Below are 24,735 nucleotides of genomic sequence, written 5' to 3' on the forward strand. Positions count from 1 at the left end.
GGTCAGCGCGTGGGGCGCTGCGTGCCCCAGACCTCTGGGAAGCTCGCGGCATCGGCCTGACGCCACAGCGCCATGCGCCGTGCTTCTTCGGTCTGCTCTGCCAGGTACTCGGCGATGCTGTCCTCTGCCACCCGCCAGCGCGCGGGTGTGCCGAGCTGCGCACCACGCAGTCTGCCGCTGATCACGAGTGCCACGACTTCGTCGACGTCGATCGCGAGGAGCTCGGCGACCTGCGCAGGCGCGAGGAAGCGAGGAGCTGATGCGGGCGAATCGGCCATGACTTCATTGTCTCGCGTCCTGGATGCTCATATGCCCACGCGGAGCCACCTTGTGGATAACTTTCGACTCCACCCGGGCGATTCTGTGACGATATGTGCATGACGACCCAACCACGCGCACGGCGTGCCTTCTGGGGTGACATCCGTTTTCTGATCGGCATCGCCCTGGTGATCCTCTCCATCGTCGGTGTCTGGTTGATCGTGTCGTCTGCGCGCCAGACGACGCCGGTGCTGCAGGCCGATCGGACGATAGCGCAGGGCGAGGCCCTCGTCTCCGACGACTTCCGCGTCGTAGAGGTGAGCCTCGGCACCGTCGTCGACGGATACCTCGCCCCTCAGGATCTCGAACCGGGCATGATCGCGTCGCGAACGCTCTCGGCCGGAGAACTGTTGCCGGCCACGGCAGCCGCCGATGCGCAGTCCAGCCGCACGACGAGCATCGTGATCGAGAGCAGCGTCGGCATACCCGAGAGCGTCGCGGTCGGAACGCCCGTCGAGCTCTGGTACGCACCGCTGGTGGCGGAGACCGACGAGTTCGACCCGCCGCGCATCCTCGTCGCCGATGTCGTCGTCGCCTCGATCCCCGAGACCGATGGGATGCTCGCGCAGCGCACCGCGATGCTCGAGATCGTGATCGATCGATCCGATGTGGCCGACGTCCTCGCTGCGATCACCGGTGGTGCTGCCCTGTCAGTGGTGCCGCTGGGACACGCCTCATGACCTCGGTCCTGATCGCTCTCGACGAGCCGAGGGCATCAGCCATCGGCTCGGATCTCGAACGCGACGGCATCCGGGTCATCGGCATCCTTCCGCCTGCCGAGCTCACTGTCTCGCTGCTGAGCGAGTCGGATGCCGTGATCCTGCCGGCCACCCGATCGGCGCTGACGAGCGAGCTGGTGGAAGCCTGCGACCGGAGCGGGGTGCGCATCATCACTCTGGGAACGGGCGACTCGCGTCTGCTCAGCCGCTACGGGCTCCCAGAAGCGCTCCCTGAGGATGCCGACGCGTGGCTGATCGCAGACGCCCTCTCCGACGAGGTCCCGGTCACCGCGCCGCCTGAGACGCCAGCGAGCCGACGAGTGATCGCGGTGTGGGGTGCGCAGGGCGCGCCGGGGCGCTCCACCGTCGCGATCCAGCTGGCCGTGGAGATGATGCGATCAGGCCGGTCCTGTGCACTCGTCGACGCGGACACGGTCGCACCGTCGCTCGCCCTGCTGCTCGGACTCGGCGACGATGCCCCAGGGATCGCAGCGGCCTGTCGGCGTGCGGAGCTCGGCGGCCTCGATGCCGCAGAGCTCGGCCGCCTCGCCACGCGAGTCGAGACGAGCGCCGGAAGCCTGGAGGTCCTCGGCGGACTCAATCGTCCCTCCCGCTGGCCCGAACTCGCTGCCGGACGACTGCGCACAACGCTTCAGGTGTGCCGGGAGTGGGCGGACGTCACGATCGTCGACGTGTCAGCGGCCTTCGACGCCGACGAGGAGATCACCGACGACCTCGCCGGTCCCAGACGCAATGCCGCCACCACCACCGTGCTGCGGGAAGCGGATGTCGTGGTGGCCGTCACCGCAGCCGACCCGCTGTCGGTGTCGCGATTCCTTCGTGATCATGCCGAACTGCGCAGACTCATCGGGCCCACCGCGCGCGTCGCCGTCGTCGCGAACCAGGTGCGACCCGGTCCGCTGGGAATCGACGCGCGTGGTCAGATCCGGGGCGCACTGGAACGGTTCGCCGGCATCACCGACGTCTCCTTCCTGCCCCTCGATCAGCGCGCGGCGGACGCCGCCCTTCTGCATGCGCGGCCGATGGCGGACATCACTCCCCGCTCCGCGCTCGTGGCGGCGATACGGCGTCTCGCCGAGACGCTCGAGCCGGTCCGGACGACCGGGTCGAAGGTCACTGCCGGTAGTCGGCGAGGAAGTTCCCCAGTCGCTCGATGGCTTCGCCCAGCACGCGGGGCTCGGGCAGCGTCACCACTCGGAAGTGATCGGGAGTGGGCCAGTTGAAACCGGTTCCCTGCACGAGCAGGATGTGTTCGGCGACGAGCAGATCGTAGACGAACTTGCCGTCGTCACGGATCTCGTGCACGTTCGGGTCCAGCCGCGGGAAGGCGTACAGCGCACCGAGCGGCTTCACGCATGAGACTCCGGGGATCGACTCCAGACCTTCCCAGGCGACATCGCGCTGTTCGTGCAGCCGGCCGCTGGATGAGATCAGACCGTCGATGGACTGCACGCCGCTGAGCGCGGCCTGCACCGCGTGCTGTGCGGGAACATTCGGGCAGAGGCGGGTCGATGCGAGCAGCGTGATGCCCTCGAGGAACCCTTTGGCATGCTCCTGCGGCCCTGTGATCACCAACCAGCCGGAACGGAACCCTGCCACCCGGTACGTCTTGGACAGACCGTTGAACGTCAGGCACAGCAGATCGGGGGCGAGCGTGGCGGTGGGGATGTGCACGGCATCGTCGAACAGGATCCGGTCGTAGATCTCGTCCGACAGGATCAGCAGTTCGTTCTCGCGGGCGATCTGAACGAGGCCTTCCAGTACCGATCGCGAGTAGACGGCACCGGTGGGGTTGTTCGGGTTGATGATGACGATCGCCTTGGTGGCGGGTGTGACCTTGGAGCGGATGTCTTCCAGATCCGGTTCCCAGCCACTGAGCTCGTCGCAGATGTAGTGCACCGGAGTTCCGCCGGCGAGGCTCGTCATCGCGGTCCACAGCGGGTAATCCGGGGCAGGGATCAGCACTTCGTCGCCCTGGTCGAGCAGCGCCTGCATCGTCATCGTGATGAGCTCGGAGACGCCGTTTCCGAGATACACGTCCTCAGGTCCGAACGACGGGAAGCCCTCGATCTGCTCGTACCGGCTCACCACGGCGCGACGCGCGGAGATGATGCCCCGACTGTCGCTGTAACCGTGCGAGGTCGGCAGCGCCGCGAGCATGTCGTGCACGATCTGATGCGGCGCCTCGAATCCGAAGATCGCCGGATTGCCCGTGTTGAGCTTGAGGACGTTGTGGCCCTCGGCCTCCAGCCGCGCCGCCTCGACGAGCGCTTTGCCGCGAATCTCGTACAGGACGTTCTTGAGCTTCGACGACTGGTCGAAGTGGCGTGGAGGGGTCATTGCGAAAGCCTACCGGCTCGGGCCGGATGCTCAGCGCCGCTCAGGGCGCTGAGCTCAGCCGTCGATCACTTCTTCTTCTTGCCCTGCGCACGTCGCTGCTCACGGTTGCCCGGGGCGGATGCCGGAGCATCCGTCCGCTGACCGAAAGCTCCGCGCGCGCCCTGTTCGGGTGCGGCCGGTGCTTCGCTCTCGGATGCCGCGGCTGTGGCGGCGGCCTGTCGAAGGCGGTCCGTCGCCGACTGCTGCACCTGACCGCGGTCGTTGCGGACTTCCACTTCACCGGCGTCGTTGGGCGCGGAGTACTCCAGCCGCTGCTCTCCGCCGTCTGTGGCGAGGCCCTTGGCTTCGACCTCGGTGGTTTCGGAGTCACCGGCCCGCCGCACCTCGACCTCGAGGTTGTAGAGGTAGCCGACCGACTCCTCCTTGATCTGGCCCATCATCGACTGGAACATCGCGAAACCCTCGCGCTGGTACTCGATCAGCGGGTCGCGCTGCGCCATCGCCCGCAGGCCGATGCCGTCCTTGAGATAGTCCATCTCGTAGAGGTGGTCGCGCCAGCGACGATCGAGCACCTGCAGAACGACTCGGCGTTCCAGCTCACGTGTCGCGGCCTCCCCGAGCGTGCTCTCGCGCGTCTCGTAGGCGATCCTGGCGTCGGAGAGCAGCTCGCGCGTCAGCCCCTCGGCGTCGATGCCGCCCTTGCGGCCGCTGGCCTCGGCGACGACCTCGTCGATCGTGACGCTGACGGGGTACAGCGTCTTCAGCTCGGTCCACAGCGCGTCGAAGTCCCAGCTCTCGTTGTGTCCGGAGCCGGTGTGATCCGTGACGACGCCGGTGATGGCATCCTCGATGAAGTGCTGCACGCGGTCCGCGATGTCATCACCCTGCAGGATGTGGCGACGGTCGGCGTAGATCGCCTCGCGTTGACGGTTGAGGACGTCGTCGTACTTGAGGACGTTCTTGCGCATCTCGGCGTTTCGCGACTCGACCTGCGACTGCGCGCTGCGGATGGCGCGGGAGACGAGTCCGGATTCGATCGGAACATCGTCGGGGAAGTTGGTGCGCGCGAGGATCGCCTCGGCAGCACCGGACTGGAACAGCCGCATGAGGTCGTCGGTGAGGCTGAGGTAGAACCGGCTCTCGCCGGGGTCGCCCTGACGGCCGGAGCGCCCACGAAGCTGGTTGTCGATGCGACGCGATTCATGACGCTCGGTGCCCAGCACGTAGAGGCCGCCGGCGTCGGTGACCTTGGTGCTCTCCTCGGCGACGACGCCCTTCATCGACTCGTACGTCTCGTCCCAGGCGGCTTCGTACTCCTCCGGAGTCTCGGCCGGGTCGAGGCCCTTGCCCTTGAGCTCCTGCACGGCGAGGAACTCGGCGTTGCCGCCGAGCATGATGTCGGTACCACGACCGGCCATGTTGGTGGCGACCGTGACGGCGCCGAGACGGCCGGCACGTGCGACGATCTCCGCCTCACGGGCGTGGTTCTTCGCGTTCAGGACCTCGTGCTTGATGCCCTTCTTCGCCAGCAGCCGGGAGAGGTACTCGCTCTTCTCGACGCTGACCGTGCCGACCAGCACCGGCTGACCCGTCTCGTGACGTTCGACGATGTCCTCGACGACCTGCGCGAACTTCGCCGTCTCGTTCTTGTAGACGAGGTCGGCGTTGTCCTTGCGGATCATCGGGCGGTTCGTGGGGATCTGCACGACGCCGAGCTTGTACGTCGACATGAACTCCGCGGCCTCGGTCTCGGCCGTACCGGTCATGCCCGCGAGCTTGTCGTACAGGCGGAAGTAGTTCTGCAGCGTGACGGTCGCGAGGGTCTGGTTCTCGGCCTTGACCGGCACGGCCTCCTTCGCCTCGATCGCCTGGTGGATGCCCTCGTTGTAGCGACGACCGACCAGGATGCGACCGGTGTGCTCGTCGACGATCATGACCTCGTCGTTCATCACGACGTAGTCGGTGTTCTTCTTGAACAGGGCGAGCGCCTTGATCGAGTTGTTCAGGAACGAGATGAGCGGCGTGTTCGCCGACTCGTAGAGGTTCTCGATGCCGAGGTAGTCCTCGACCTTCTCGATGCCGGGTTCCAGCACACCGATCGTGCGCTTCTTCTCGTCGACCTCGTAGTCCTCACCGGGCTCGAGCGTACGAGCGATCTTGGCGAACTCGGTGAACCAGCGGTTCGCCTCTCCGGAGGACGGGCCGGAGATGATGAGCGGCGTGCGCGCCTCATCGATCAGGATCGAGTCGACCTCGTCGACGATCGCGTAAAAGTGCTCGCGCTGGACGAGATCCTCCTTGCGCCAGGCCATGTTGTCGCGCAGGTAGTCGAAGCCGAACTCGTTGTTCGTTCCGTAGGTGATGTCTGCGGCGTACTGCTCGCGCCTGACAGCGGGGGTCTGCCCCGAGACGATGATGCCGGTCTTCATGCCGAGAGCGCGGAACACGCGCCCCATGAGCTCGGCCTGGTAGGAGGCGAGGAAGTCGTTGACCGTGATGATGTGAACGCCCTTGCCGGCGATCGCATTCAGATACGCAGGGAACGTCGCGACGAGCGTCTTTCCCTCACCGGTCTTCATCTCGGCGATGTTGCCCATGTGCAGGGCCGCACCGCCCATCAGCTGCACGTCATATGCACGCATGCCGAGCGTGCGCTTGGCGGCTTCGCGGACGGCGGCGAAGGCCTCGGGCATCAGCTGATCGAGGGTCTCGCCCTTCTCGAACCGCTCCCGCAGCTGGGTGGTCTCGTCCGAGAGCTCCTCATCCGTGAGTTTCTCGAAGTCCTCCTCCAGCGCGCCGACGGCCTTCACGACCTGATTCAGGCGTCGAAGGATGCGACCCTCGCCCGCGCGCAGCAGCTTCTCAAGAGGATTCGCCACTTAAGTCATCTCCCTTTTGTGGGTCAGAACCCCGGCCACCCAGATCGGGCTTCAGTACCGGGCATACCTCGCTATGTTACCGGCCGGTGACCTTTGCATCGTCTGGATGGGCCATTCCGTCGACATTGCCACGTATGTATATATTGAGAAATCACTTCCGGAGGTCATATGTCGGTACGTCAGAGCCTGCTCGCCATTCTCGATCAGGGTCCCTGCTACGGCTACCAGCTGCGCAACGAGTTCGATCGCCGCACCGGCTCGACCTGGCCGCTGAATGTCGGCCAGATCTACAACACACTCGAGCGTCTCGAGCGCGACGGCCTGGTGGGACGCGGCGACACGGACGAGCATGGCCACGTGTACTGGCAGATCACGGATGCCGGTTCCGCCGAGGTCGCCTCGTGGCTCTCCTCCCCCGTGGTGCGCAGCGGTGCGACCAGGGACGAGCTCGCGATCAAGCTCGCGGTCGCTGCGACGCTGCCCGGCGTCGACGTCGCGGCCGTCATCCAGGCGCAGCGGACGGCATCGCTGGAGCAGATGCAGTCGCTGCAGCGTGCGCAGTACGCGGGCGCCGACCCTGACGGGCCGCAGGAGCTCGCCTGGTCGCTCGTCGTGGATTCGATGATCTTCGCGGCCGAGGCCGAGGTGCGCTGGCTCGATCACACCGAACAACGACTGACGCGGCATCCGCGCCACGCCATGGGTCTCGAGCTCGCGACCGAGCATCCGAAGAAGGGGCGCCCGACGCTGTCAAGGCCCAAGGCCCAGGTCGCGACTGCGGATCGATGACGCAGGGTGGTCGGCTGATGCACAGCCCACGCATCGTGAACGGAAAGTAGGATCGATCCATGGCCGGATTCTGGGGTAAGCGCAAGCGCGAAGAAGAGGCTGCGCAAGCAGCACAGGACGCCGATCTCGCTCGAAAGGCGGAACAGGCACTGGTCGCGGCAGATGAGCGCATCCGCACCGCCGGCGATGAACTCGCCTTCGCCGAGGCGGAGCTGGGGCTGTCGCTCACGAAGGATCTGACCGCAGCGCTGGATGCTGTGCGCACGCACCTGCGCGAGGCTTTCCAGCTGCATCAGCTCAACCATGACGAGATCCCCGACACGGATGAGGAACTCCGCACGCGCAACGCCCGGATCGTGCAGCTGTGCGACTGGGCCGAAGACCTGCTGGATGAGAAGACCGCGGCGCTGGCCGAATCCATCGCCAAGGTGCGCCGCGCACCGCAGGTGCGTGAGAAGGTGCGTGCGGATGCCGAGAGGTTGTCTGCACGTCTACCGCAGGCTCGCGAGATCATCGAGCGCCTCTCCACTCGGTACGCCGAGAGCGCGCTGCACCAGATCCGCAACAGCGCCGACGAGGCCGAGCAGCTCATCGCCTTCGCCACGCACGGCGCCGACGTCGCAGAGCGGCGTCGCGCCGCCAGGCAGAACGAAGAGGCGAATCTCGCTCTGGAGACCGCAACCGAGGCGATCCGTCGTGTCGGTGCCCTACTCGACGCGGTCGAGGACTTCGAGATCGAGGCGCTGCGCGCAGAATCCACCCTCGCCGAGGTCGTCGCCGACTCGCGAGGCGACATCATCGCGGCGCGCACGGCGCCGAAGCTGCCCGCCGTGTCCGAGGCGACGGCCGAGCTGGAGAAGGCGCTGGAGTCGCTGGCGCCGGCCGGATCCCGCAACGACCCGTTCGCCGAGTTGACCCGGCTGCGCACGGCCAACACCGCACTCGACGACGCGATCGGCAAGGCGCAGTACCGCATTCAGAACCCGCTGCCGAGCATCGCTCAGGTGCAGCATTCCCTCGACGATGCCGATCGTCAGCTCGGCGTCGCACGCGGACTGATCTCCGGGCATCGCGGCTGGATCGGCGCGGATGCCCGCACCCGCTTCGCGGAGGCGGAGCGACTGCGCATCGACATTCCAGAGCTCATGGCCGACGAAGACACGCGTGAGCAGGCACTCGCCGGGTCCCGTCGCGTCGCTCAGCTGGCAGCCGAGGCGCTGCAGCTCGCGCAGCGCGACATCGACTCCGCCAGGCCGCAGCAGCAACAGCAGGACTGGGGCGGCGGCTGGGGTGGCGGACGCCGCGGCGGCGGCGGCGACGTCATGGGCGGCATCATGGGCGGCCTTGTCATCGGCAGCATCCTGGATGGCATCTTCGACTGACAGCGGATATGAAGGAGGCCCCGGTATCCGCGGATACCGGGGCCTCCTTCAGTTCTCAGGAAGCGAGCGCCTCGCTGGGCGGAGCCTGGGCGGTCAACGAGATCACTCCGTAGTCCCAACCCTTGCGCCGGTAGACCACACTCGGGTGATCGGTACGGACATCGACGAACAGGAAGAAGTCGTGTCCGACGAGTTCCATCCGGTCGACGGCCTCTTCGACCGTCATCCATTCCGCGTCGAAGTTCTTCGTGCGGATGACGACGGGTGAGTACGCCTCCTCCTCGTCATTCTGAACAGGAATGGCGCCCGTGGCGACGGCGTGCAGCACGTCGGCCGACGCGGGTTCGACATCGATCCCTTCGAGAGCGCCGCTGCCCTTCTCGAAGTGTGCGCCGCGAGGATGTTGACGTCCGTCGACGCGCTTCTCCTTCGCGCGCCGCAACTGCTCGGAGAGCTTGTCGATCGCGAGGTCGAGTGCGACGAACTTGTCGCCGTCCTCCGCCTCCGCCCGGACGACCGGCCCCTTGCCGACCAGCGTGAGTTCAACAGTCTCATCGGGAACACGCCCGCCTCGATACGCGCGGTGCGTGACTTTGACATCCAGCCGTTGCGCCTTCGCTGCGAACGGCTGAACGCGGGCGATCTTCTCCTCGACAACGGTCCGGAAGCGATCGGTGATACCCACCCCGACGCCAACGATGCTTGTTTCCATTGCTGCCTCCTTGTCCCGGTCCTCCCGGCCAAGGGCGGACCGTGGTCGCCTTGTGAACCCCTACCGTAGTCCGCGTTGGTGTGGATGTCACCAGCCATTCACGATGCGTTCGCCTTGAATCCGCTATGTCGCGGTGTCGCAGCGAGCGTCACAGCCCCACGCACCCGGAATCCCGCCGTTGTCAGGGCGCGCGCGGCCTCATCGAGCGTGGCGCCCGTCGTCACGACATCGTCGACCACGATCACGTCGTACGCATCCCGGGCGTGTCGCGCGCGCATGCTGCCGGCTACATTTCGCCCACGCTCGGCCGCACCGAGTCCACGCTGATCCGCTGTCGAGCGCGCGCTGGCGAGCAGTCGGCTCGACTGAAAGCCGGCGCGGCGGATCAGCAGTTCCGGTACGCGGTACCCGCGGCGGCGGAAGGCTGCGGCCGAGGTCGGTACCGGCACCAGCGACGGTCGTTCCGCGTCGTAGGCTTCATCCGCGATGGCCGACCGCAGCGCCGCGCCCAGCGCCGCGCCCAGCGCCGCGCCCAGCGGTCGCGCGAGCAGCGTCTCGCCCTCTTCCTTCAGGCGTCGGATGCAGCGTGCAGTCACCGCGTCGTAGACGAGAGCTGCGGTGACCGGCAACCCGCCGGGCGTCTCCCGGCGCATTGGTGCCGCGACGAGCGCTCGTCCGCATTCGTCGCAGAGCAGCGTGCCGAGCAGATCGCAGCCAGCGCAGCATCCGGACAGCGCGAAGGCGGCGAGCTCATCGATGAGAGAGGACCACGGCCTTGCGAGCGGCATGCGATCGACACTGGCAGGTCCGGTCGCTGCACGCGCGGGGCGTGGGCGCGATCGGTGAAGAACGTCGGCGGACGCGGATCTGTGCAGGAGCTATTGCCCGGTGTGCGTGCCGAGCACCAGGACGTCTGCCAGCCCCATCTGCCATGTCGTCCCACGCTGTGCGAACAGCACACCCTCGGCGTCGAGTATGCGCACGGCCGATGGTGTGCTGCCGCCCGAGATCGAGATCGACGTGTCCGGTGCAGCAGCGAACAGGCCGGTGCCGCCGACAGCCTGCGTCAGCACCACACGGTTCCCGTCCGAATCCATCAGCACGCTGAGGCTGTCGTCGCCGACCCAGCTCACGCCGAGCGCGTCGCCGTCCAACTGCGCCACCGTGTGCACCGGTCCGAGCTCGGTCGGCGCACGATCCTGATCTCTGATGATGGCGGCGACGACCAACCAGCGCTGCCCGCCGATGGTCGCGACGGCGGCGACGCGCACCCCGTCCGGCCCTATCCGCAGATGAGAGATCGAGGAGGCGTCGGGGAACGCGTTCGCGATCTCGAGCGGCACCACATCCGGCTGCCATGCGGTGAGCGCGTGGGGGTTCGACGACGGCACGGTCCACGTGTAGCCGTACGGATCCATCGTCGGCTCGATGAGCCCCGGCCTGTTGTCCAGCCGATCGACGTTTCCGTCCGCCAGCGTGTAGACACCGCCGTCGTTCAGGAGCACAGCCGCCCTGGCGTCATCGGCGGCGACCTCGACCGACACGACTGATGCGGCGAGTTCGACCAGTTCCGCGGAGATCCCCGGGTACGACGCGATCTCGTCGCCGAGGTAGAGGCCGAACTCCGAGTCGGTGAGCACGACCGTTCCGGTCTCCGCACGCGGCGACTCGATCGTCGCGCGGCCGGCGTTCAGATCTCGACCGTTGACCGTCATTCGAACCTCGGTGACGCCGGCCGGGCGCAGCGTCTCCTCCAGCTGTGTGCGCATCCGAGACAGCGCGGTGGCGTCCAGCGACAGCGCGGGCTGAGTGAGCTCGACCGTGGCGACCTTGTCGGTGTCGACCGGAACCGAGTCGCGAGCGAGCGACACATCGCTCGGGAACGCGCTGCGCACCGCGGGAACCAGCCATGGACTGGGCGCACCTGAGAGCAGCGCCTGGGTCAGTGTCGTCGTGATCTGCCCCCGACGCGGGTACCACCTCACGTCGGGCACCAGATGGGTCCAGCCCTGATCGTAGAAGTGCAGGGCATAGCTGCGGTACACCTGCGGGAATGCCTCGGCGTCGAGGATGATGCCGTCGGAGGCGACCGTGATCCGCCACTCCCCATCGTCGTTCTTCGCTACTTCGAACGACACGACCGAGGTGTCCCCCGACAGCTCGGTATAGGCGCCGAATTCATTGACGCTTGCCGTCTGATCCAGCAGCACGCGCACATCGCCCTCCTGCGCTTCGTCGCCGACACCGGAGACGTCGGCGGTGAACTCCCGCGCGGCCGCCCCGGAGTCGATCGTGACCCCCGCGCCCGGACGCCATGTCTCGGCGAGATCCGGGCTCAGGAACTCACGGGCGGTCTTCCATCCGTCGGCGGGCGTGAGCGCGGCATCCAGGAAACCCTCCACGATCTCGTCAGGACTGGCGCCCTCCAGCGGACCGGCGGCGATCTGGCTGATGTCCGGCGGCAGATCGACGTCGCTCAGGGCGAGACCGGACTTCACCTCCCCCGTCGTCGGCAGCCCGGCGCACGCGGAGAGCAGCACCGTGAACACGGTCAGCAGAGCGATCGGGAGTCCTCGGCGTCTGCGTGTCATGGAGTGTCCTCCTCCGCGTTCAACATGGAATCGGGGAAATAGAGCTCGCGCAGTTCGGTGAGCTGGATCGGCTGCGTGGCGTGGCTGACGTCCGAGAGTACTTCCTCGGGCTCGAGCGACACCGGGGAGGCGCCGCTCAGATCTCCCGGCTGACGCGGCAGCGTCAGCACGAAGTTGGTGCCGACGGCGAGTTCCGACCAGACGGCGAGCGTCCCGCCGTGCAGCCTCGCATCGCCGAGCGCGATCGAGAGGCCGAGGCCAGTGCCGCCGATCGTGCGCTGACGGGACGGGTCGGCCCGCCAGAACCGGTCGAACACGCGCTGGGCGTCGTCCGGATCCATCCCGAGCCCGAAGTCGCGCACGCCCACCGCGACGGCGTGCTGATTGCTGTCGACGGTGACGACGACCGGACGCCCCTCGCCGTGCTCGATCGCATTGCCGATGAGGTTGCGCAGCACCCGGCGCACACGTCGCGGGTCCATGTCGACCGGGGTGTAGCCGCCCGGGGCGACCAGACGCAGTTCTGAACCGCGTCCCTGCGCGAGCGGCAGCATCTGCTCGATGATGTCCTCCGCGAGAGTCGTGAGGCTGGTCGCCTCCAGCTCCAGCTGGACGGATCCAGCGTCGTACCGGCTGATCTCCAGCAGGTCGGCGAGCAGCGTCTCGAAGCGCTGCACCTGGGTGTGCAGCAGCTCGGCCGTGCGGTTGGTCGTGGGGTCGAACTGGTCGCGCTGATCGTTGAGCATGTCGGCAGCGAGCCTGATCGTGGTGAGTGGTGTGCGCAGTTCGTGCGAGACATCCGAGACGAACCGCTGCTGCACGAGAGACAGCTCGCCGAGTTCCTTGATCTGGGACTCGATGCTGTCGGCCATGGCATTGAACGATCGCGCCAGAGTCGCGAGTTCGTCCTCGCCGTGCACGGGCAGGCGCACCTCCAGATCTCCCGAAGCGAGTCTCGCGCTGGTCTCGGCGGCCTCGATGATGGGCTTCGACACCGTGCGCAGCACGACCCATGAGATGCCGATGATGATCGCGATGAGGATGAGGCCGGCCACCCACAATGTGCTCTGCACGAACTGCAGGGTCTGCTGCGAGTCAGCGAGGTCGTACGCGATGTACACCTCGAACACACCGACCTCCGGCACGATCAGCTGCTGTCCGACGACGATCCCCGGGGCGGTCGACCCGTCCTCCATGGGGAGCGACAGCGACTGCCATGCTTGGCGATCCGGGAACGAAACCACGCGTTCGCGCAGCCCTGGGCTCAGCAGGTCGGCGCTCAGCCCGGTGGTGAAACCCCGCACGCCGGTGCCGACCGGAGGCTCGTCGATCGGGAAGGCCGCGATCAGTGAGGAGGAGGACGCCCGGGGGATCTCGTCGCGCACATCGGCCCACAGCGCCCGCAGTGCGGATGCGTCATCGGCCACCTCGGCGGAATCGAGCGTCTTCTGCGCGGCGCCCACCGCACTCAGGGCGTCGCTGAGCACCTCATCACGACGCGACTCGAACAGATTGTTCTGGATGACGAGAGCCATGGTCACGCTCGTCACGAAGATCGCGAAGGAAGTGAGCAGCAGCGTGATGGAGATGATGCGGAATCGCAGCGAGCGGCGCCACAGCGTCGCGATCGTCTCCGGCCAACCCCGCCAGTCGCGCAACAGCGCGACCGTCGTCGGAGTCGCGCTCGTCGCGGTCACCCCGGTCTCCTAGCTGACGCTGCCGGCCCGATAGCCCACGCCACGGACCGTCATGACGATCTTCGGCAGATCGGGGTCGAGTTCGACCTTCGCCCTCAGCCGCTGCACGTGCACATTGACCAGACGGGTGTCGGCCTTGTAGTGGTAGCCCCAGACCTGTTCGAGCAGCATCTCGCGGGAGAAGACCTGTTGCGGCTTCGACGCCAGGGCGACCAGCAGTTGGAACTCGAGCGGCGTCAGCGGAATCGGCATCGTGCCGCGGCGCACCTCGTGCGCGTCGACGTCGACGACCAGGTCGCCGATTCGCAGCACCTCGCTGGTCGCCGCGGTCACCGGACGCAGCCTGGTGCGGATGCGCGCGACGAGCTCCTTCGGGTTGAAGGGCTTGACCATGTAGTCGTCCGCGCCGACTTCGAGCCCGCGCACGACGTCTGCCGTGTCGCTGCGTGCGGTCAGCATGATGATCGGGATGCCGGATTCGGCGCGGATCTGCGTGCAGATCTCGATCCCGTCCATTCCGGGCAGCATGAGGTCGAGCAGCACGAGGTCGGGGCGCTGAGTGCGCCACTCTTCCACGGCCTTCGCGCCGTCGGCGCAGAACACCGGCTCGAAGCCTTCGGTGCGCAACACGATGCCGATCATCTCGGCGAGCGCGGTGTCATCGTCGACCACGAGGATCCGTGAGGTCATCTGATCCCAGCCTCATCTTTCTACGCATGTGCGCGGCGCCCGCGGGTCAGGGTGGAGCGCAGCACTTCTCAGACTACTTCATGACAACGTTTCGATCACGGTAGCGCCCCTGGCGTTCCTCTGCGGGAGGCCGGGGTATGACACGATGGTTTCGCACCGTCGGAGGGAGCGCCGTGAGCGCACAGGGTTGGACATCCGTAACCAGTTGGACGCCTGCCCTCAAACCTGGGCTCATCCCACTGCATCCGCTCACTTTCGGCGCCCTGCTCGGAAAGCCCTTCGCCACGCTGCGCCACAACCCGAAGGTGCTGTTCGGCTTCGCGATCGTCATCCAGCTCGTCGTCGCCGTCGTCACGGCGCTGGTCGTCGGCGCCGTCGTGTTCGCGACGTTCCTCCGGATGGAGTCCCTCTCCCCCAGTTCGCCCGATTTCTTCCCCGTGATGTGGGGCGCGATCGCCATCAATGCACTGGTCGTGCTGGCGATGGGATTCGTGAGCCTCGCGTTCACGGCCGTCATGCAGGGTGTCGTCGCGGCGAACGTCGGCCACGCCGCACTGGGCGAGAAGCCGTCGCTCGGCAGGCTGTGGCGCCTGATGCGACCGGCGTTCTGGCGTCTGGTGGGCTGGAGCGTCCTGCAGTCGCTGGCCGCACTCGTGCTCCTCGCGGTGATCGGCGGCATCATCGCCCTCGGCGTCGCGGCCGGAGTGGGCGGCTCCGCAGAGGGGGTCGGGCTCACTGTCGTGATCGGCATCCTGCTCGTGCTCGCGATGATCCCGCTGTGGGTGTGGCTGAGCACGAAGCTGCTGCTCGTGCCTTCGATCCTCGTGCTGGAGAGCGCCGGCATCCGTGCCGCGATCGTGCGTTCGTGGCGGCTGACCCGCGGTCGGTTCTGGACCGCGTTCGGTGTCATCCTCCTCGTCAACCTGATCATGGGCGCCGCCGTGAGCGTCGTGAGCATGCCGCTGTCGCTGCTGGGGTCACTGTTCGGCACCGTGATCGCGCCGACGGGCCCCAACGACACCTCGGGGATCGCGCTCTACATCATCACCGCGCTCGCACCGCAGCTGCTGATTTACGTGCTGCAGGCCGTCACCGTGGTCGTGCAGTGCGCCGCAGGCGTCTTCATCTACCTGGACTGCCGGATGCGATACGAAGGCCTCGATCACAGCCTCATCAGTTATCTGGAGCGACGCGACCTGGGCGCGAGCGAGGACGAACTCGGCGACCCGTTCGCGGTCGACCCCACCCGCGCCGTGAGCAGCACCCCACCGCCGAAGCCCGTCCCCTCGTACCAGGCAGCGCCGGTCGGCTGGGGTCAGTATCCGCAGCAGTCCTATCCGGCAGCGCCTCAGCCGTACCAGGCACCTCAGCAGTACCAGCCGTACCCGACGCAGCCGCCCTACCCGGCGCAGCCGCCCTACCCGGCGCAGCCGCAATACCCCGCCCAGCCGCCGTTCGCCACGCAGCCGCCGCCCCCGGCACCCGCTCAGCCGCTCCCGCCGCAGAGCGAGAGCGAGGGCGAGAGCGAGGGCGAGAGCCCGTGGGCTCCGCCCGGGTCAGGTGGCGCGTGATCCGATTCGACATCGATCCGTACGCGCCGGACGGCGATGAGGCACGACGCTGGGCCGAGCAGGAGTTGCAGAACCAGCGCTACGCCGACGCCAAGCCGACGTGGTTCGACTATCTGGCCGAAGACGTCGCGGAATTCATCAGCGGCCTGTTCTCGCCCGACACCGGCCAGCAGGTGGGGAATGTGGCGTTGATCATCGTCACGGTGGTCATCGTGGCCGCGCTCATCACCGTGCTGATCCTCTGGGGTCGGCCACGCGGATCACGTCGGGTGAGGCGCCCCGGGACCGATCTGCTCGGTGAACGCGATCGTCGCACGGCGGCGCAGCTTCGGGCGGATGCTGCGCGCAGCGCCCGTGAGGGCGATTGGGACACCGCGACCGTGCTGCGCTTCCGCGCCCTCGCCCGTGCGCTGCTCGAACGCGACATCATCGATCCCGCCCCGGGTGCGACCGCGCAGGCGATCGCCCGTGAAGCCGCGGTCGCCTTCGGCGCGCAGCGCGTCGAGCTGACTGCGGCGGCGAGTGCCTTCGACGATGTGCGCTACCTGCGCAGACCGGCATCCGAACAGAGCTATCTGGCCCTCGCCGAGACCGATGATCGGCTGGCATCGCTGCATCCCTCACTCATCGGCCCCACCTCACCCCAGGCGGTGCCCGCGTGACGATGACGGCAGAGCCGGTTGCCGAGGCGGCGGAGCGCGCGCCCAGCACGGCCGTGCGTGAGAAGGGGCGCCTGCGCTCCGCGCTCGGATGGGCGGCCATCGCCGCTCTCGTCATCGTGTTCGCGCTCTTCATCGGGAGCATCACCATCAACGCGCCTGGCTCACGAGGAGCGCTCGACCCGGAGAGCGCAGACGAGTCCGGTGCCCTCGCGCTCGCCGAACTGCTGCGCGATCAGGGCGTCGACATCACGATCACGCGCACCCGCTCCGAGGCCGCGGCCGCGCTCGATGCCGACAGCACGCTCGTGATGGCCGACCCGTTCGCGCTGTCCGATCAGGCGGTCGAAGACCTCATCGCGCCGGCCGATCGCACGGTCATCCTCTCCAGCGCGAGCCGTCTGCTTCGGATCCTGGAGCTCGGCGAGAACGCTCCGGCCACCTCCGACGCCGACGTGAACGCGCAGTGCGGTCTGCCCGAACTCGCCAATGTCGGCGCCGTGCATCCCGACCGCTTCTTCACCCCCGCCGACGGCGTCACCGGGTGCTACACGGACACCGACGGCGCAGCGGCGCTGCTCGTCGATGACAGCGGCGACCGCCGTGTCGCACTCATCGAAGGCAGTGCGCTGTTCGGCAACGAGCACCTCGCCGAGAACGGGAACGCTGCCCTCGGACTCGCCCTGCTCGGCCAGAGCGACCACGTCGTCTGGTACGTCCCCTCGTTCGACGACAGCGACATCGAAGCCCAGAGCGTCGACACTCTCGCCGCGCTCACACCGGAATGGGTGACACCGGCGATCCTCCTGCTTCTGTTCGCCGGCATCGTGGCCGGAATCGCACGCGGCCAGCGCTTCGGTCCCCTCGTCGCGGAGACACTGCCGGTGACCGTCCGGGCATCCGAGACCATGCACGGTCGCGCGCGCCTCACCGCGAAGGCCGCTGATGCCGCACACGCCGCGCGAGCGCTGCGCGATGGCTCACTGCGGCGCCTCGCCGCACGCCTCGGCCTGACGGCACGGTCGACGCCGTCCGAGATCGCGGATGCCGCAAGCGACCGGCTGCGCATTCCACGCGGCTCGCTGCACCAGTTACTCGCCGGTGATCTGCCCTCGAGCGACTCCGAACTGATCGACACCGCACGGCGGCTCGCCGAACTCGAAACGGCGGTCGAGACCGCCGTGCACGTGGAAAGGAACACACCGTGACAGACCCCTCCTCCCCTGCCACCACAGCAGCACCCGACGAGGCTCAGCTGCGCGCAGCGATGCACCGGGTGCGCGCTGAGGTCGACAAGGCCGTCATCGGCCAGGCCGGCACGATCACGGGGCTGCTGGTCTGCCTGCTCTCCCGCGGACATGTGCTCCTGGAGGGCGTGCCAGGCGTCGCGAAGACGCTGGTCGTGCGCTCGTTCGCGCGGGCGCTCGGCCTGGACACCAAGCGCGTGCAGTTCACCCCCGACCTGATGCCGGGCGACGTCACCGGCTCGCTCGTGTACGACGCGCGCACCGGGGAGTTCGAGTTCCGTCAGGGCCCGGTGTTCACCAACATCCTGCTGGCCGACGAGATCAACCGCACGCCGCCGAAGACGCAGGCCGCCCTGCTCGAGGCGATGGAGGAGCGTCAGGTCTCCGCGGATGGAGTCAGCCGCGACCTGCCCGATCCGTTCCTCGTGGCCGCGACGCAGAACCCCATCGAGCACGAGGGCACCTACTCCCTGCCGGAGGCGCAGCTCGACCGATTCCTCATGAAGCTCGTGGTGGGCATGCCGGAGCGCGACGCCGAGGTCACGGTGTTGCGACTGCACGCGAGTGGTTTCTCGCCCCGCGAGCTCACCGGTGTGGAAGCGGTCGTGACGGCGGATGAGATCCGCGCGGCACAGGACGCGGCATCCAGGGTCGAGGTGACCGACGAGGTGCTCGGCTACGTCGTCGACCTCGCCCGCGCCACTCGCCAGTCTCCCTCGGTGCTGCTCGGCGCGAGCCCGCGTGCCTCCACCGGTCTGCTCGCCGCCGCGAAGGCGTGGGCGTGGCTGAACGGCTCCAGCGCCGTCACCCCCGACCACGTGCAGACCATGCTCGTGCCGGTCTGGCGCCACCGCCTGCAGCTGCGGCCGGATGCCGAGATGGAGGGCGTATCGGCGGATGCCGTGCTCGCCAGCGTGATCCAGCAGACGCGGGTGCCGATCTAAGGTGTTCGTCTCCATCCGTCTCGCCGCAGCCATCGGGCTCGGCATCATCCCCCTCGTCGCGTTCACCGCGGCGGGGGTGCCAGTGTGGGCGGTGCTCTGCGGGTGGCTGCTGCTGTGCGGCATCCTGCTCGTCGTCGACATCTCCTCGGCGGCATCCGCACGGGCAGTGACGGTGACCAGACGCGTGCCGGCGCGTGCCCGGATGGGTGAACCCGTGACGGCGAGCGTCGCGATCCACAACCACGGAGCGCGAACCATGAACGCGCTGCTGCGCGACGCGTGGCAGCCGACAGCCGGTGCGGATCCCGCGCGACTGCATGTGAGGATCCCCGCGGGCGAACGACGCAGGGTGGAAGTGCCGCTGCTCCCCCGCCGCCGCGGCGAGCTCGTGAGCGAGTTCGTGTTCATCCGCTCCCGCGGACCGCTGGGACTCGGTGGCCGTCAGGCCCGCCACGAAGTACGAGGCGCGACCAGGGTGCTCCCCGCGTTCTCCTCCCGCAAGCACCTGCCCTCGCGTCTCGCGCGTCTGAGGGAGCTCGACGGCAACACCAGCATCCAGGTGCGGGGCCAGGGCACCGAGTTCGACTCGCTGCGCGAGTACGTGCGCGGTGACGACGTGCGTTCGATCGACTGGCGCGCGACGGCGAGAGCAGGAACGACCATGCTGCGCACGTGGCGCCCCGAACGCGACCGCCACGTGGTGATCCTGATCGACACGGGTCGAACCGCCGCGGCGCGCGTCGGCGACGGCACTCGACTGGATGCTGCGCTGGAGGCATCACTCCTGCTCGCGGCGCTCGCGACCAGGGCAGGCGATCACGTGCACCTGCTGCTGTACGACCGCGTCGTGCGCGCCCGGGTCACCGGTATCGATGGAGCAGGGCTCCTTCCCGCCATGACGGATGCCATGGCGCCCGTGCATGCGCGACTGGTCGACACCGACTGGTCCGGCGCGTTCGCCGCGATCCGCCCACTCACGACGCGGCCATCGCTCGTCGTCGTCCTGACGGCACAGGACGCCGCGGAGTCCGCTCGTGGATTCCTCGGCGCGTTCCCCACTCCGTCGCGAGCGACCACGGTGCTGGTCGGATCAGTGACGGACGATGCCGTCGGCGAGCTGGCGCAGCAGCGCTCCTCGCGCGAGGACATCTACCTCGCCGCGGCCGCCGAGCGCACTCTTCGTGACGCCGAGAACGTCGCGGACGCGATCCGGCGCGCGGGCGGAGAGGCGATCACGGCAGACCCGGAGTCGCTGCCCCCGAAGATCGCCGACCGCTATCTCGAGCTCAAGGCCGCCGGCCGTCTGTAGTCCGCTCATCTGACTGATTCCTTTTTGCGAATCATTCAGAACAGTGCCAGACTGGACCCATGGAGATGACGTCAGCGGCACCCGAGCGCCTGCGGGCCGCAGGGCTGCGCGTCACCGTCCAGCGCGTCGCGGTTCTCGAAGCGCTGACCGCACGCCCGCACGCATCGGCCGAGACCGTGTACTCCCGGCTTCGGGGCGATCTCAGCGGCGTCGCGCTGCCCACCGTCCACGGCATCCTGAACGACCTCACCGGTGCAGGCATCGTCCGCCGCGTGAGCCTTCCTGATGCGGCGAGCGCCCTCTACGAGGTGCAGGACGACTTCGACAACCACCACCACCTGCAGTGCGTGGAGTGCGGCCGGGTGGAAGACGTCGCCTGCGCCGTGGGCGAAGCGCCCTGCCTGCACCCCTCCCACGACCACGGGATGCGAATCCTCGAAGCCACTGTGACCTACCGAGCCATCTGCTCCGATTGCGAAAGGAAGAAGTGAATGACTGACAAGACTTTCACCACCACCCAGACCGGCACACCGGTCGCCAGCGACGCCCACTCGCTGACCTCCGGTGCCGACGGCATCACCGCGCTGCACGACCGCTACCTCGTCGAGAAGCTCGCCTCGTTCAACCGCGAGCGCGTGCCGGAGCGCAACCCGCACGCCAAGGGCGGCGGCGCGTTCGGCGAGTTCGTCGTCACCGAGGACGTCTCGCAGTACACCCGCGCTGCCGTGTTCCAGCCCGGGGCGACGAGCGAGACGCTGCTGCGCTTCTCCTCCGTCGCCGGTGAGCAGGGCTCGCCCGACACCTGGCGCGATGTGCGCGGCTTCGCCCTGCGCTTCTACACCACCGAGGGCAACCTCGACATCGTCGGCAACAACACCCCGACGTTCTTCCTGCGCGACGGCATCAAGTTCCCCGACTTCATCCACTCGCAGAAGCGCCTGACCGGTTCGGCCCTGCGCGACGCCGACATGCAGTGGGACTTCTGGACCCTCTCCCCCGAGTCCGCGCACCAGGTCAGCTACGTCATGGGAGATCGCGGCCTACCGCGCTCGTGGCGCCACATGAACGGCTACGGTTCGCACACGTACCAGTGGGTCAACGCCGAGGGCGAGCGCTTCTGGGTGCAGTACCACTTCCTCACCCAGCAGGGTGTCGAGCCGATGTTCGCCGACGAGGCCGAGCGCATCGCCGGTCAGGACTCCGACTACTACCGTCGCGACCTGTACGACGCCATCGAGCGCGGCGAGAACCCGTCGTGGGACGTCTACGTGCAGGTCATGCCATACGAAGAGGCGAAGGACTACCGCTTCAACCCGTTCGATCTGACCAAGATCTGGTCGAAGAAGGACTACCCGCGCATCAAGGTCGGCACGTTCACGCTGAACCGCAACCCGAAGAACTTCTTCGCCGAGATCGAGCAGGCCGCGTTCTCGCCCGGCAACCAGGTCCCCGGCACCGGCATCTCGCCGGACAAGATGCTGATGGCCCGCGCCTTCGCCTACGCGGATGCACAGCGCTACCGCATCGGCACGAACTACAACCAGCTGCCGGTGAACCAGCCGCATGCCGCCGTCGTGAGCAATTACATGCACGAGGGCAACATGCAGTACCACTTCAACACCGCAGAGCACCGCGTCTACACGCCGAACTCGTACGGTGCTGCCGGTGGTCCGGAGGCCGACCCTGCACGCGGGGTCGAGGCCAGCTGGGAGACCGACGGCGCCCTCATCCGCACCGCCGCGACCCTGCACTCGGAGGACGATGACTTCGGCCAGGCACGCACCCTGATCACCGAGGTGTTCAACGATGAGGAGCGTCAGCGTTTCATCGAGACACTCGCCGGGCAGTACCAGGCCCTCACTGTTCCCGCCATCCAGGAGCGCTTCTTCTGGTACTGGGGCCAGGTCGACCAGGACACGGCCGACAAGGTGCGCGCCCTCGCGCTGAGCACCGCGGACGCTTCGGCGGACCCGGTGGGCGTCGGCGAGTAAGGACACACCGTTCAGGGAGGGTCGGATGCTTCGGCATCCGGCCCTTCGTCGTCGGTGCGGCCGTGCGTCCGCTGTGAGAACGCTGAGTGCCCTTCGGCGCGCCTCCCTCATCGATACTCGCCCGGCGTGGAAGATGTGCCGTGAATTCGGTCAACTTCGACTCGAACCGATGAGAGGGAATCCCATGAGTGAATCACTCGCCGAAGCCGCGCCTCCGACACCGTCGGTCGGCGCTCGACTCACTGCCGAAGCGCTCGGCACCTTCCTGCTGGTGTTCGGCGGCGTCGGCACCGCACTGTTCGCCTCAAACCACTTCACCGACCCCGGATCGGGATCCGCCGTCTACGTGGCCGTCGCATTCGCGTTCGGTCTCACGGTCGTCGTCGGCGTGTACGCCTTCGGTCCGATCTCCGGCGGGCACTTCAACCCGGCAGTCAGCCTCGGCCTCGCCGCCGCCGGCCGACTTCCGTGGCGGGACGTCCCCGGCTACATCATCGCCCAGATCGTCGGCGGACTCATCGCGAGCACCGCGCTCGTGCTGATCGGTCTGTTCGGTCCGGACGGCTGGCTGACCACCGCGCAGGATGCCGGCTTCGCCAGCAACGGCTGGGGTGAGCACTCCCCGGGCGGATTCGGGATGTGGGGCGCGATCATCATCGAGGTGATCCTTACCGCGATCTTCCTCTTCGTGATCCTCGGAACGACGCACAAGCTGCGCCCGACCCCGTTCGCAGGACTGGCGATCGGCCTCACACTGACGCTGATCCACCTCATCAGCATCCCCGTCGACAACACCTCGGTGAACCCGGCACGCTCGATCGCCGCGGCGGTCTACGGCGGAGTCGGCCCGCTTTCTCAGCTGTGGGTCTTCCTGGTGTTCCCGATCGTCGGCGCACTGATCGCGGGCTTCGCGTACAAGACGCTGCTCGACGGCACGAAGAAGGTCTGACCGCCGTATCCACGACGATGCACGAAGAAGATCCCGCCTCCGGTTCGCCGGGGGCGGGATCGTTCTGTCAGCCGGCGACGAGCTGCGGCGTACCGGCCTCGTACTCGAGCAGATCGCCGCGTTCGCCGCGGCGATGGGCCCGACCGCCGACGAGCAGCATGTAGACGAGGAACGCGGCGAGGGCGGCAGCGCCGATGCCGATCTTGACCGGCCACGGCAACGACCACCCCGTCACGAAACCCTCCACGAGTCCCGACAGGAACAGCGCGAACACCAGGCCGATCGCCACTGTCGCGAGAGCTCTTCCCTCCTGGGCGAGTGCGGTCGCGCGGCTGCGCCGCCCCGGTGCCACCCAGGCCCAGAACAGGTGCAGTCCGCCGGCTGCCGCGACGAAGATGCTCGTCATCTCCAGCATCCCGTGCGGAAGGATGTAGAGCACCATCACATCGAGCCGGTCGTGCACCGCCATGACGGCCGCCGACACGCCTAACCCGAACGCATTCTGCGCGATCGCGTAGATCGGCCAGATCCCGGTGACGCCGAACAGCACGCACTGCACGGCGATCCACGCATTGTTCGTCCACACCATCCCGGCGAACACCGCGGCGGGGTTGTCGGTGTAGTACCCGGTGAAGCTCTCCTCGGCGTACTGCTCGAGGAAGTCAGCGGGTCCGAGTGTGGCGACGAGCGCCGGATCGCCGGATATCCACGCCGCGACGCCGACGGTGATCGCGATGAAGCACAGCGCGATCACGAGCGTGGTCCATCGCAGCCGGTACAGCGCGGCCGGCAGCTGGTCGGTGAAGAACCGGGCCGTCTGCGTGAGGATGCTGTCGGACGCACCCGTCAACCGCAGTCGCGCCTTCGCGAGGATCGAGGACACGTACGCGCCCTGCGGAGACTCCCCCACTGAGGTCTTCAGCTCGGCGAGGTCTGCGGATGCTGCGCGATACCGCACGATGAGCTCGTCCACTCCGTCGCCGTCGAGTCGCTGGCGGCTGAGTTCGTCCAGCCGCTCCCACTCGGTACGGCGGGCATCGCTGAGAGCATCGGCATCCACCTGATTTACTGTACTCATGTCCATGCCGATCGATACCGCCGACGAGGTGCTCTCAGGCGAAGCCGTCGCTATCGACGTGCAGCCGCTCAGCTTCTTCATGCGCGCCCTCGGCGCCCTGATCGACGTGATCATCAGCTGGGTCCTGTTCCTGCTGTTCCTCTGGTTGCGCATGTGGCTGCTGGGCAGCGGCATCGTCGATGCATCGATCGACGGCATCATGAACGTGACGGCGATCGTCGTGTGCTTCGTGGTGGTGCCGATCGTGGTCGAGCTCGCGACGCGGGGGCGCAGTCTCGGACGCCTTGCGGTCGGCGGTCGCATCGTGCGCCTGGACGGTGGTGCCGCCGGGTTCCGGCACGCATTCATCCGCGCCCTGGTCGGCGTGCTGGAGATCTACATGACGTTCGGCGCGATCGCGATCCTCGCCGGTGCGTTCACCGCACGATCGCAGCGGCTCGGCGATCTGGTCGCGGGCACGTACAGCCAGCGCGTGCGCACCCCGAGGCTCGTCCCCCTCGCCCCGGTGATGCCGCAGCCACTCGCAGGGTGGGCCCAGATCGCCGATGTCGCGCGGATGCCGGATCGCCTGGCGCGGCGCATCTCGCAGTTCCTGCAGCACGCTGAGCGGATGTCACCACCCGCCCGCGCACGGATCGCCCAGGAGCTCGTGACCGAGACGGCCCGCTACGTGTCGCCGCAGCCGGTCGCCCACCCGGAGCAGCTTCTGATCGCCATCACGGTGCTGCGTCGTGAACGCGAGCGTCGCGCACTGGCGATCGCCGACGCCAGGGCCGAGAAGCTCACCGGGCGCCACGTCGGCGTCTGAGAGCCTTCCTCGGGCACAGCGCGTGCACGCCGCCGCGGCCG

Annotated in this window: 22 protein-coding genes; 13 read left to right on the forward strand and 9 right to left on the reverse strand. The window is 67.8% G+C overall.

Annotation, left to right across the window (positions count from 1 at the left end; all coding sequences use genetic code 11):
• Positions 1-2: 2 nt before the first annotated feature.
• Positions 3-278, reverse strand: a complete 276-nt coding sequence (locus tag IEV67_RS06855) for a helix-turn-helix domain-containing protein (protein WP_188435857.1) — start codon at positions 276-278, stop codon at positions 3-5.
• A gap of 99 nt (positions 279-377) precedes the next feature.
• Between IEV67_RS06855 and IEV67_RS06860 the strand changes: the two genes are divergently transcribed.
• Both IEV67_RS06860 and IEV67_RS06865 read left to right on the forward strand, forming a co-directional pair.
• Positions 378-998 carry an SAF domain-containing protein gene (locus tag IEV67_RS06860; protein ID WP_188435858.1) on the forward strand — a complete coding sequence of 207 codons (621 nt, stop codon included), beginning with the start codon at positions 378-380 and terminating at the stop codon, positions 996-998.
• Complete coding sequence (locus IEV67_RS06865) at positions 995-2,281, forward strand: CpaE/TadZ family protein (RefSeq protein ID WP_188435859.1); 1,287 nt, start codon at positions 995-997, stop codon at positions 2,279-2,281. The genes IEV67_RS06860 and IEV67_RS06865 overlap by 4 nt, the downstream gene beginning before the upstream one ends.
• On the opposite strand, the gene IEV67_RS06870 is transcribed toward IEV67_RS06865, so the two are convergent.
• Positions 2,172-3,398, reverse strand: coding sequence for a pyridoxal phosphate-dependent aminotransferase (locus IEV67_RS06870; protein ID WP_188435860.1), 1,227 nt, complete (start codon positions 3,396-3,398; stop codon positions 2,172-2,174). The two genes, IEV67_RS06865 and IEV67_RS06870, sit on opposite strands and share 110 nt — an antisense overlap.
• A 65-nt stretch (positions 3,399-3,463) precedes the next feature.
• On the reverse strand, positions 3,464-6,277 hold the full coding sequence (secA, locus tag IEV67_RS06875) for a preprotein translocase subunit SecA (protein WP_188435861.1): 2,814 nt from the start codon (positions 6,275-6,277) through the stop codon (positions 3,464-3,466).
• 168 nt (positions 6,278-6,445) lie between these two features.
• On the opposite strand from secA, the gene IEV67_RS06880 reads away from it, so the two are divergent.
• Both IEV67_RS06880 and IEV67_RS06885 read left to right on the forward strand, forming a co-directional pair.
• The gene (locus IEV67_RS06880; RefSeq protein WP_188435862.1) at positions 6,446-7,066 is read left to right on the forward strand and encodes a PadR family transcriptional regulator; all 621 of its coding nucleotides are present in this window, start codon (positions 6,446-6,448) and stop codon (positions 7,064-7,066) included.
• Between the two features lie 59 nt (positions 7,067-7,125).
• Positions 7,126-8,448, forward strand: coding sequence for a coiled-coil domain-containing protein (locus IEV67_RS06885; protein WP_188435863.1), 1,323 nt, complete (start codon positions 7,126-7,128; stop codon positions 8,446-8,448).
• A 55-nt stretch (positions 8,449-8,503) separates the two neighbouring features.
• Here the strand turns inward: IEV67_RS06885 and hpf are convergent, their stop codons facing one another.
• From hpf to mtrA, 5 genes are all read right to left on the reverse strand, one after another.
• The gene (gene hpf / locus IEV67_RS06890) at positions 8,504-9,160 is read right to left on the reverse strand and encodes a ribosome hibernation-promoting factor, HPF/YfiA family (protein WP_188435864.1); all 657 of its coding nucleotides are present in this window, start codon (positions 9,158-9,160) and stop codon (positions 8,504-8,506) included.
• Between the two features lie 98 nt (positions 9,161-9,258).
• Positions 9,259-9,948 carry a ComF family protein gene (locus IEV67_RS06895; protein ID WP_188435865.1) on the reverse strand — a complete coding sequence of 230 codons (690 nt, stop codon included), beginning with the start codon at positions 9,946-9,948 and terminating at the stop codon, positions 9,259-9,261.
• A gap of 90 nt (positions 9,949-10,038) precedes the next feature.
• Positions 10,039-11,751, reverse strand: coding sequence for an LpqB family beta-propeller domain-containing protein (locus IEV67_RS06900; protein ID WP_188435866.1), 1,713 nt, complete (start codon positions 11,749-11,751; stop codon positions 10,039-10,041).
• On the reverse strand, positions 11,748-13,448 hold the full coding sequence (gene mtrB / locus IEV67_RS06905) for an MtrAB system histidine kinase MtrB (protein ID WP_188435867.1): 1,701 nt from the start codon (positions 13,446-13,448) through the stop codon (positions 11,748-11,750). Before mtrB ends, IEV67_RS06900 begins: the two co-directional genes overlap by 4 nt.
• Positions 13,449-13,457: 9 nt before the next feature.
• Entirely contained in the window at positions 13,458-14,138 is a 681-nt protein-coding gene (gene mtrA / locus IEV67_RS06910; protein WP_033104725.1) for an MtrAB system response regulator MtrA, read from the reverse strand.
• Positions 14,139-14,311: 173 nt separating this feature from the next.
• Here mtrA and IEV67_RS06915 point away from each other — a divergent pair, with 173 nt between their 5' ends.
• The 8 genes from IEV67_RS06915 to aqpZ all read left to right on the forward strand — a co-directional run bounded on the left by IEV67_RS06915 (position 14,312) and on the right by aqpZ (position 22,808).
• Positions 14,312-15,709 carry a hypothetical protein gene (locus IEV67_RS06915; protein WP_188435868.1) on the forward strand — a complete coding sequence of 466 codons (1,398 nt, stop codon included), beginning with the start codon at positions 14,312-14,314 and terminating at the stop codon, positions 15,707-15,709.
• On the forward strand, positions 15,706-16,371 hold the full coding sequence (locus IEV67_RS06920; protein ID WP_188435869.1) for a DUF4129 domain-containing protein: 666 nt from the start codon (positions 15,706-15,708) through the stop codon (positions 16,369-16,371). Before IEV67_RS06915 ends, IEV67_RS06920 begins: the two co-directional genes overlap by 4 nt.
• A 2-nt stretch (positions 16,372-16,373) precedes the next feature.
• Positions 16,374-17,576 (forward strand): DUF4350 domain-containing protein, encoded by a 1,203-nt coding sequence (locus IEV67_RS06925; RefSeq protein ID WP_229702959.1) that lies wholly within the window; start codon positions 16,374-16,376, stop codon positions 17,574-17,576.
• Positions 17,577-17,635: 59 nt separating this feature from the next.
• Positions 17,636-18,559, forward strand: coding sequence for an AAA family ATPase (locus IEV67_RS06930; RefSeq protein ID WP_188436312.1), 924 nt, complete (start codon positions 17,636-17,638; stop codon positions 18,557-18,559).
• A 1-nt stretch (position 18,560) separates the two neighbouring features.
• A complete protein-coding gene (locus IEV67_RS06935) occupies positions 18,561-19,868 on the forward strand; it encodes a DUF58 domain-containing protein (protein WP_188435871.1) in 1,308 nt (435 codons plus the stop codon).
• Between the two features lie 59 nt (positions 19,869-19,927).
• Positions 19,928-20,359, forward strand: coding sequence for a Fur family transcriptional regulator (locus IEV67_RS06940; protein ID WP_188435872.1), 432 nt, complete (start codon positions 19,928-19,930; stop codon positions 20,357-20,359).
• Positions 20,360-21,859 carry a catalase gene (locus tag IEV67_RS06945; RefSeq protein ID WP_188435873.1) on the forward strand — a complete coding sequence of 500 codons (1,500 nt, stop codon included), beginning with the start codon at positions 20,360-20,362 and terminating at the stop codon, positions 21,857-21,859.
• A gap of 184 nt (positions 21,860-22,043) precedes the next feature.
• Positions 22,044-22,808, forward strand: coding sequence for an aquaporin Z (gene aqpZ / locus IEV67_RS06950; protein WP_188435874.1), 765 nt, complete (start codon positions 22,044-22,046; stop codon positions 22,806-22,808).
• Positions 22,809-22,875: 67 nt separating this feature from the next.
• Here aqpZ and IEV67_RS06955 read toward each other — a convergent pair whose 3' ends face one another.
• Positions 22,876-23,868 carry a stage II sporulation protein M gene (locus IEV67_RS06955; RefSeq protein WP_188436313.1) on the reverse strand — a complete coding sequence of 331 codons (993 nt, stop codon included), beginning with the start codon at positions 23,866-23,868 and terminating at the stop codon, positions 22,876-22,878.
• Positions 23,869-23,884: 16 nt separating this feature from the next.
• On the opposite strand from IEV67_RS06955, the gene IEV67_RS06960 reads away from it, so the two are divergent.
• Positions 23,885-24,694 carry an RDD family protein gene (locus IEV67_RS06960; protein ID WP_188435875.1) on the forward strand — a complete coding sequence of 270 codons (810 nt, stop codon included), beginning with the start codon at positions 23,885-23,887 and terminating at the stop codon, positions 24,692-24,694.
• Positions 24,695-24,735 lie beyond the last annotated feature (41 nt).

Origin of the sequence: Microbacterium murale (assembly GCF_014635185.1) — a bacterium.
Taxonomy (GTDB): Bacteria; Actinomycetota; Actinomycetes; order Actinomycetales; family Microbacteriaceae; genus Microbacterium; species Microbacterium murale.

What these genes read in the sequence shown, in the direction of transcription:
- IEV67_RS06855 (WP_188435857.1), bottom strand. Translation starts at nt 278, where the DNA reads ATGGCCGATTCGCCCGCATCAGCTCCTCGCTTCCTCGCGCCTGCGCAG.
- IEV67_RS06860 (WP_188435858.1), top strand. Translation starts at nt 378, where the DNA reads ATGACGACCCAACCACGCGCACGGCGTGCCTTCTGGGGTGACATCCGT.
- IEV67_RS06865 (WP_188435859.1), top strand. Translation starts at nt 995, where the DNA reads ATGACCTCGGTCCTGATCGCTCTCGACGAGCCGAGGGCATCAGCCATC.
- IEV67_RS06870 (WP_188435860.1), bottom strand. Translation starts at nt 3,398, where the DNA reads ATGACCCCTCCACGCCACTTCGACCAGTCGTCGAAGCTCAAGAACGTC.
- IEV67_RS06880 (WP_188435862.1), top strand. Translation starts at nt 6,446, where the DNA reads ATGTCGGTACGTCAGAGCCTGCTCGCCATTCTCGATCAGGGTCCCTGC.
- IEV67_RS06885 (WP_188435863.1), top strand. Translation starts at nt 7,126, where the DNA reads ATGGCCGGATTCTGGGGTAAGCGCAAGCGCGAAGAAGAGGCTGCGCAA.
- hpf (WP_188435864.1), bottom strand. Translation starts at nt 9,160, where the DNA reads ATGGAAACAAGCATCGTTGGCGTCGGGGTGGGTATCACCGATCGCTTC.
- IEV67_RS06895 (WP_188435865.1), bottom strand. Translation starts at nt 9,948, where the DNA reads ATGCCGCTCGCAAGGCCGTGGTCCTCTCTCATCGATGAGCTCGCCGCC.
- IEV67_RS06900 (WP_188435866.1), bottom strand. Translation starts at nt 11,751, where the DNA reads ATGACACGCAGACGCCGAGGACTCCCGATCGCTCTGCTGACCGTGTTC.
- mtrA (WP_033104725.1), bottom strand. Translation starts at nt 14,138, where the DNA reads ATGACCTCACGGATCCTCGTGGTCGACGATGACACCGCGCTCGCCGAG.
- IEV67_RS06925 (WP_229702959.1), top strand. Translation starts at nt 16,374, where the DNA reads ATGACGGCAGAGCCGGTTGCCGAGGCGGCGGAGCGCGCGCCCAGCACG.
- IEV67_RS06930 (WP_188436312.1), top strand. Translation starts at nt 17,636, where the DNA reads ATGCACCGGGTGCGCGCTGAGGTCGACAAGGCCGTCATCGGCCAGGCC.
- IEV67_RS06940 (WP_188435872.1), top strand. Translation starts at nt 19,928, where the DNA reads ATGGAGATGACGTCAGCGGCACCCGAGCGCCTGCGGGCCGCAGGGCTG.
- IEV67_RS06945 (WP_188435873.1), top strand. Translation starts at nt 20,360, where the DNA reads ATGACTGACAAGACTTTCACCACCACCCAGACCGGCACACCGGTCGCC.
- aqpZ (WP_188435874.1), top strand. Translation starts at nt 22,044, where the DNA reads ATGAGTGAATCACTCGCCGAAGCCGCGCCTCCGACACCGTCGGTCGGC.
- IEV67_RS06960 (WP_188435875.1), top strand. Translation starts at nt 23,885, where the DNA reads ATGTCCATGCCGATCGATACCGCCGACGAGGTGCTCTCAGGCGAAGCC.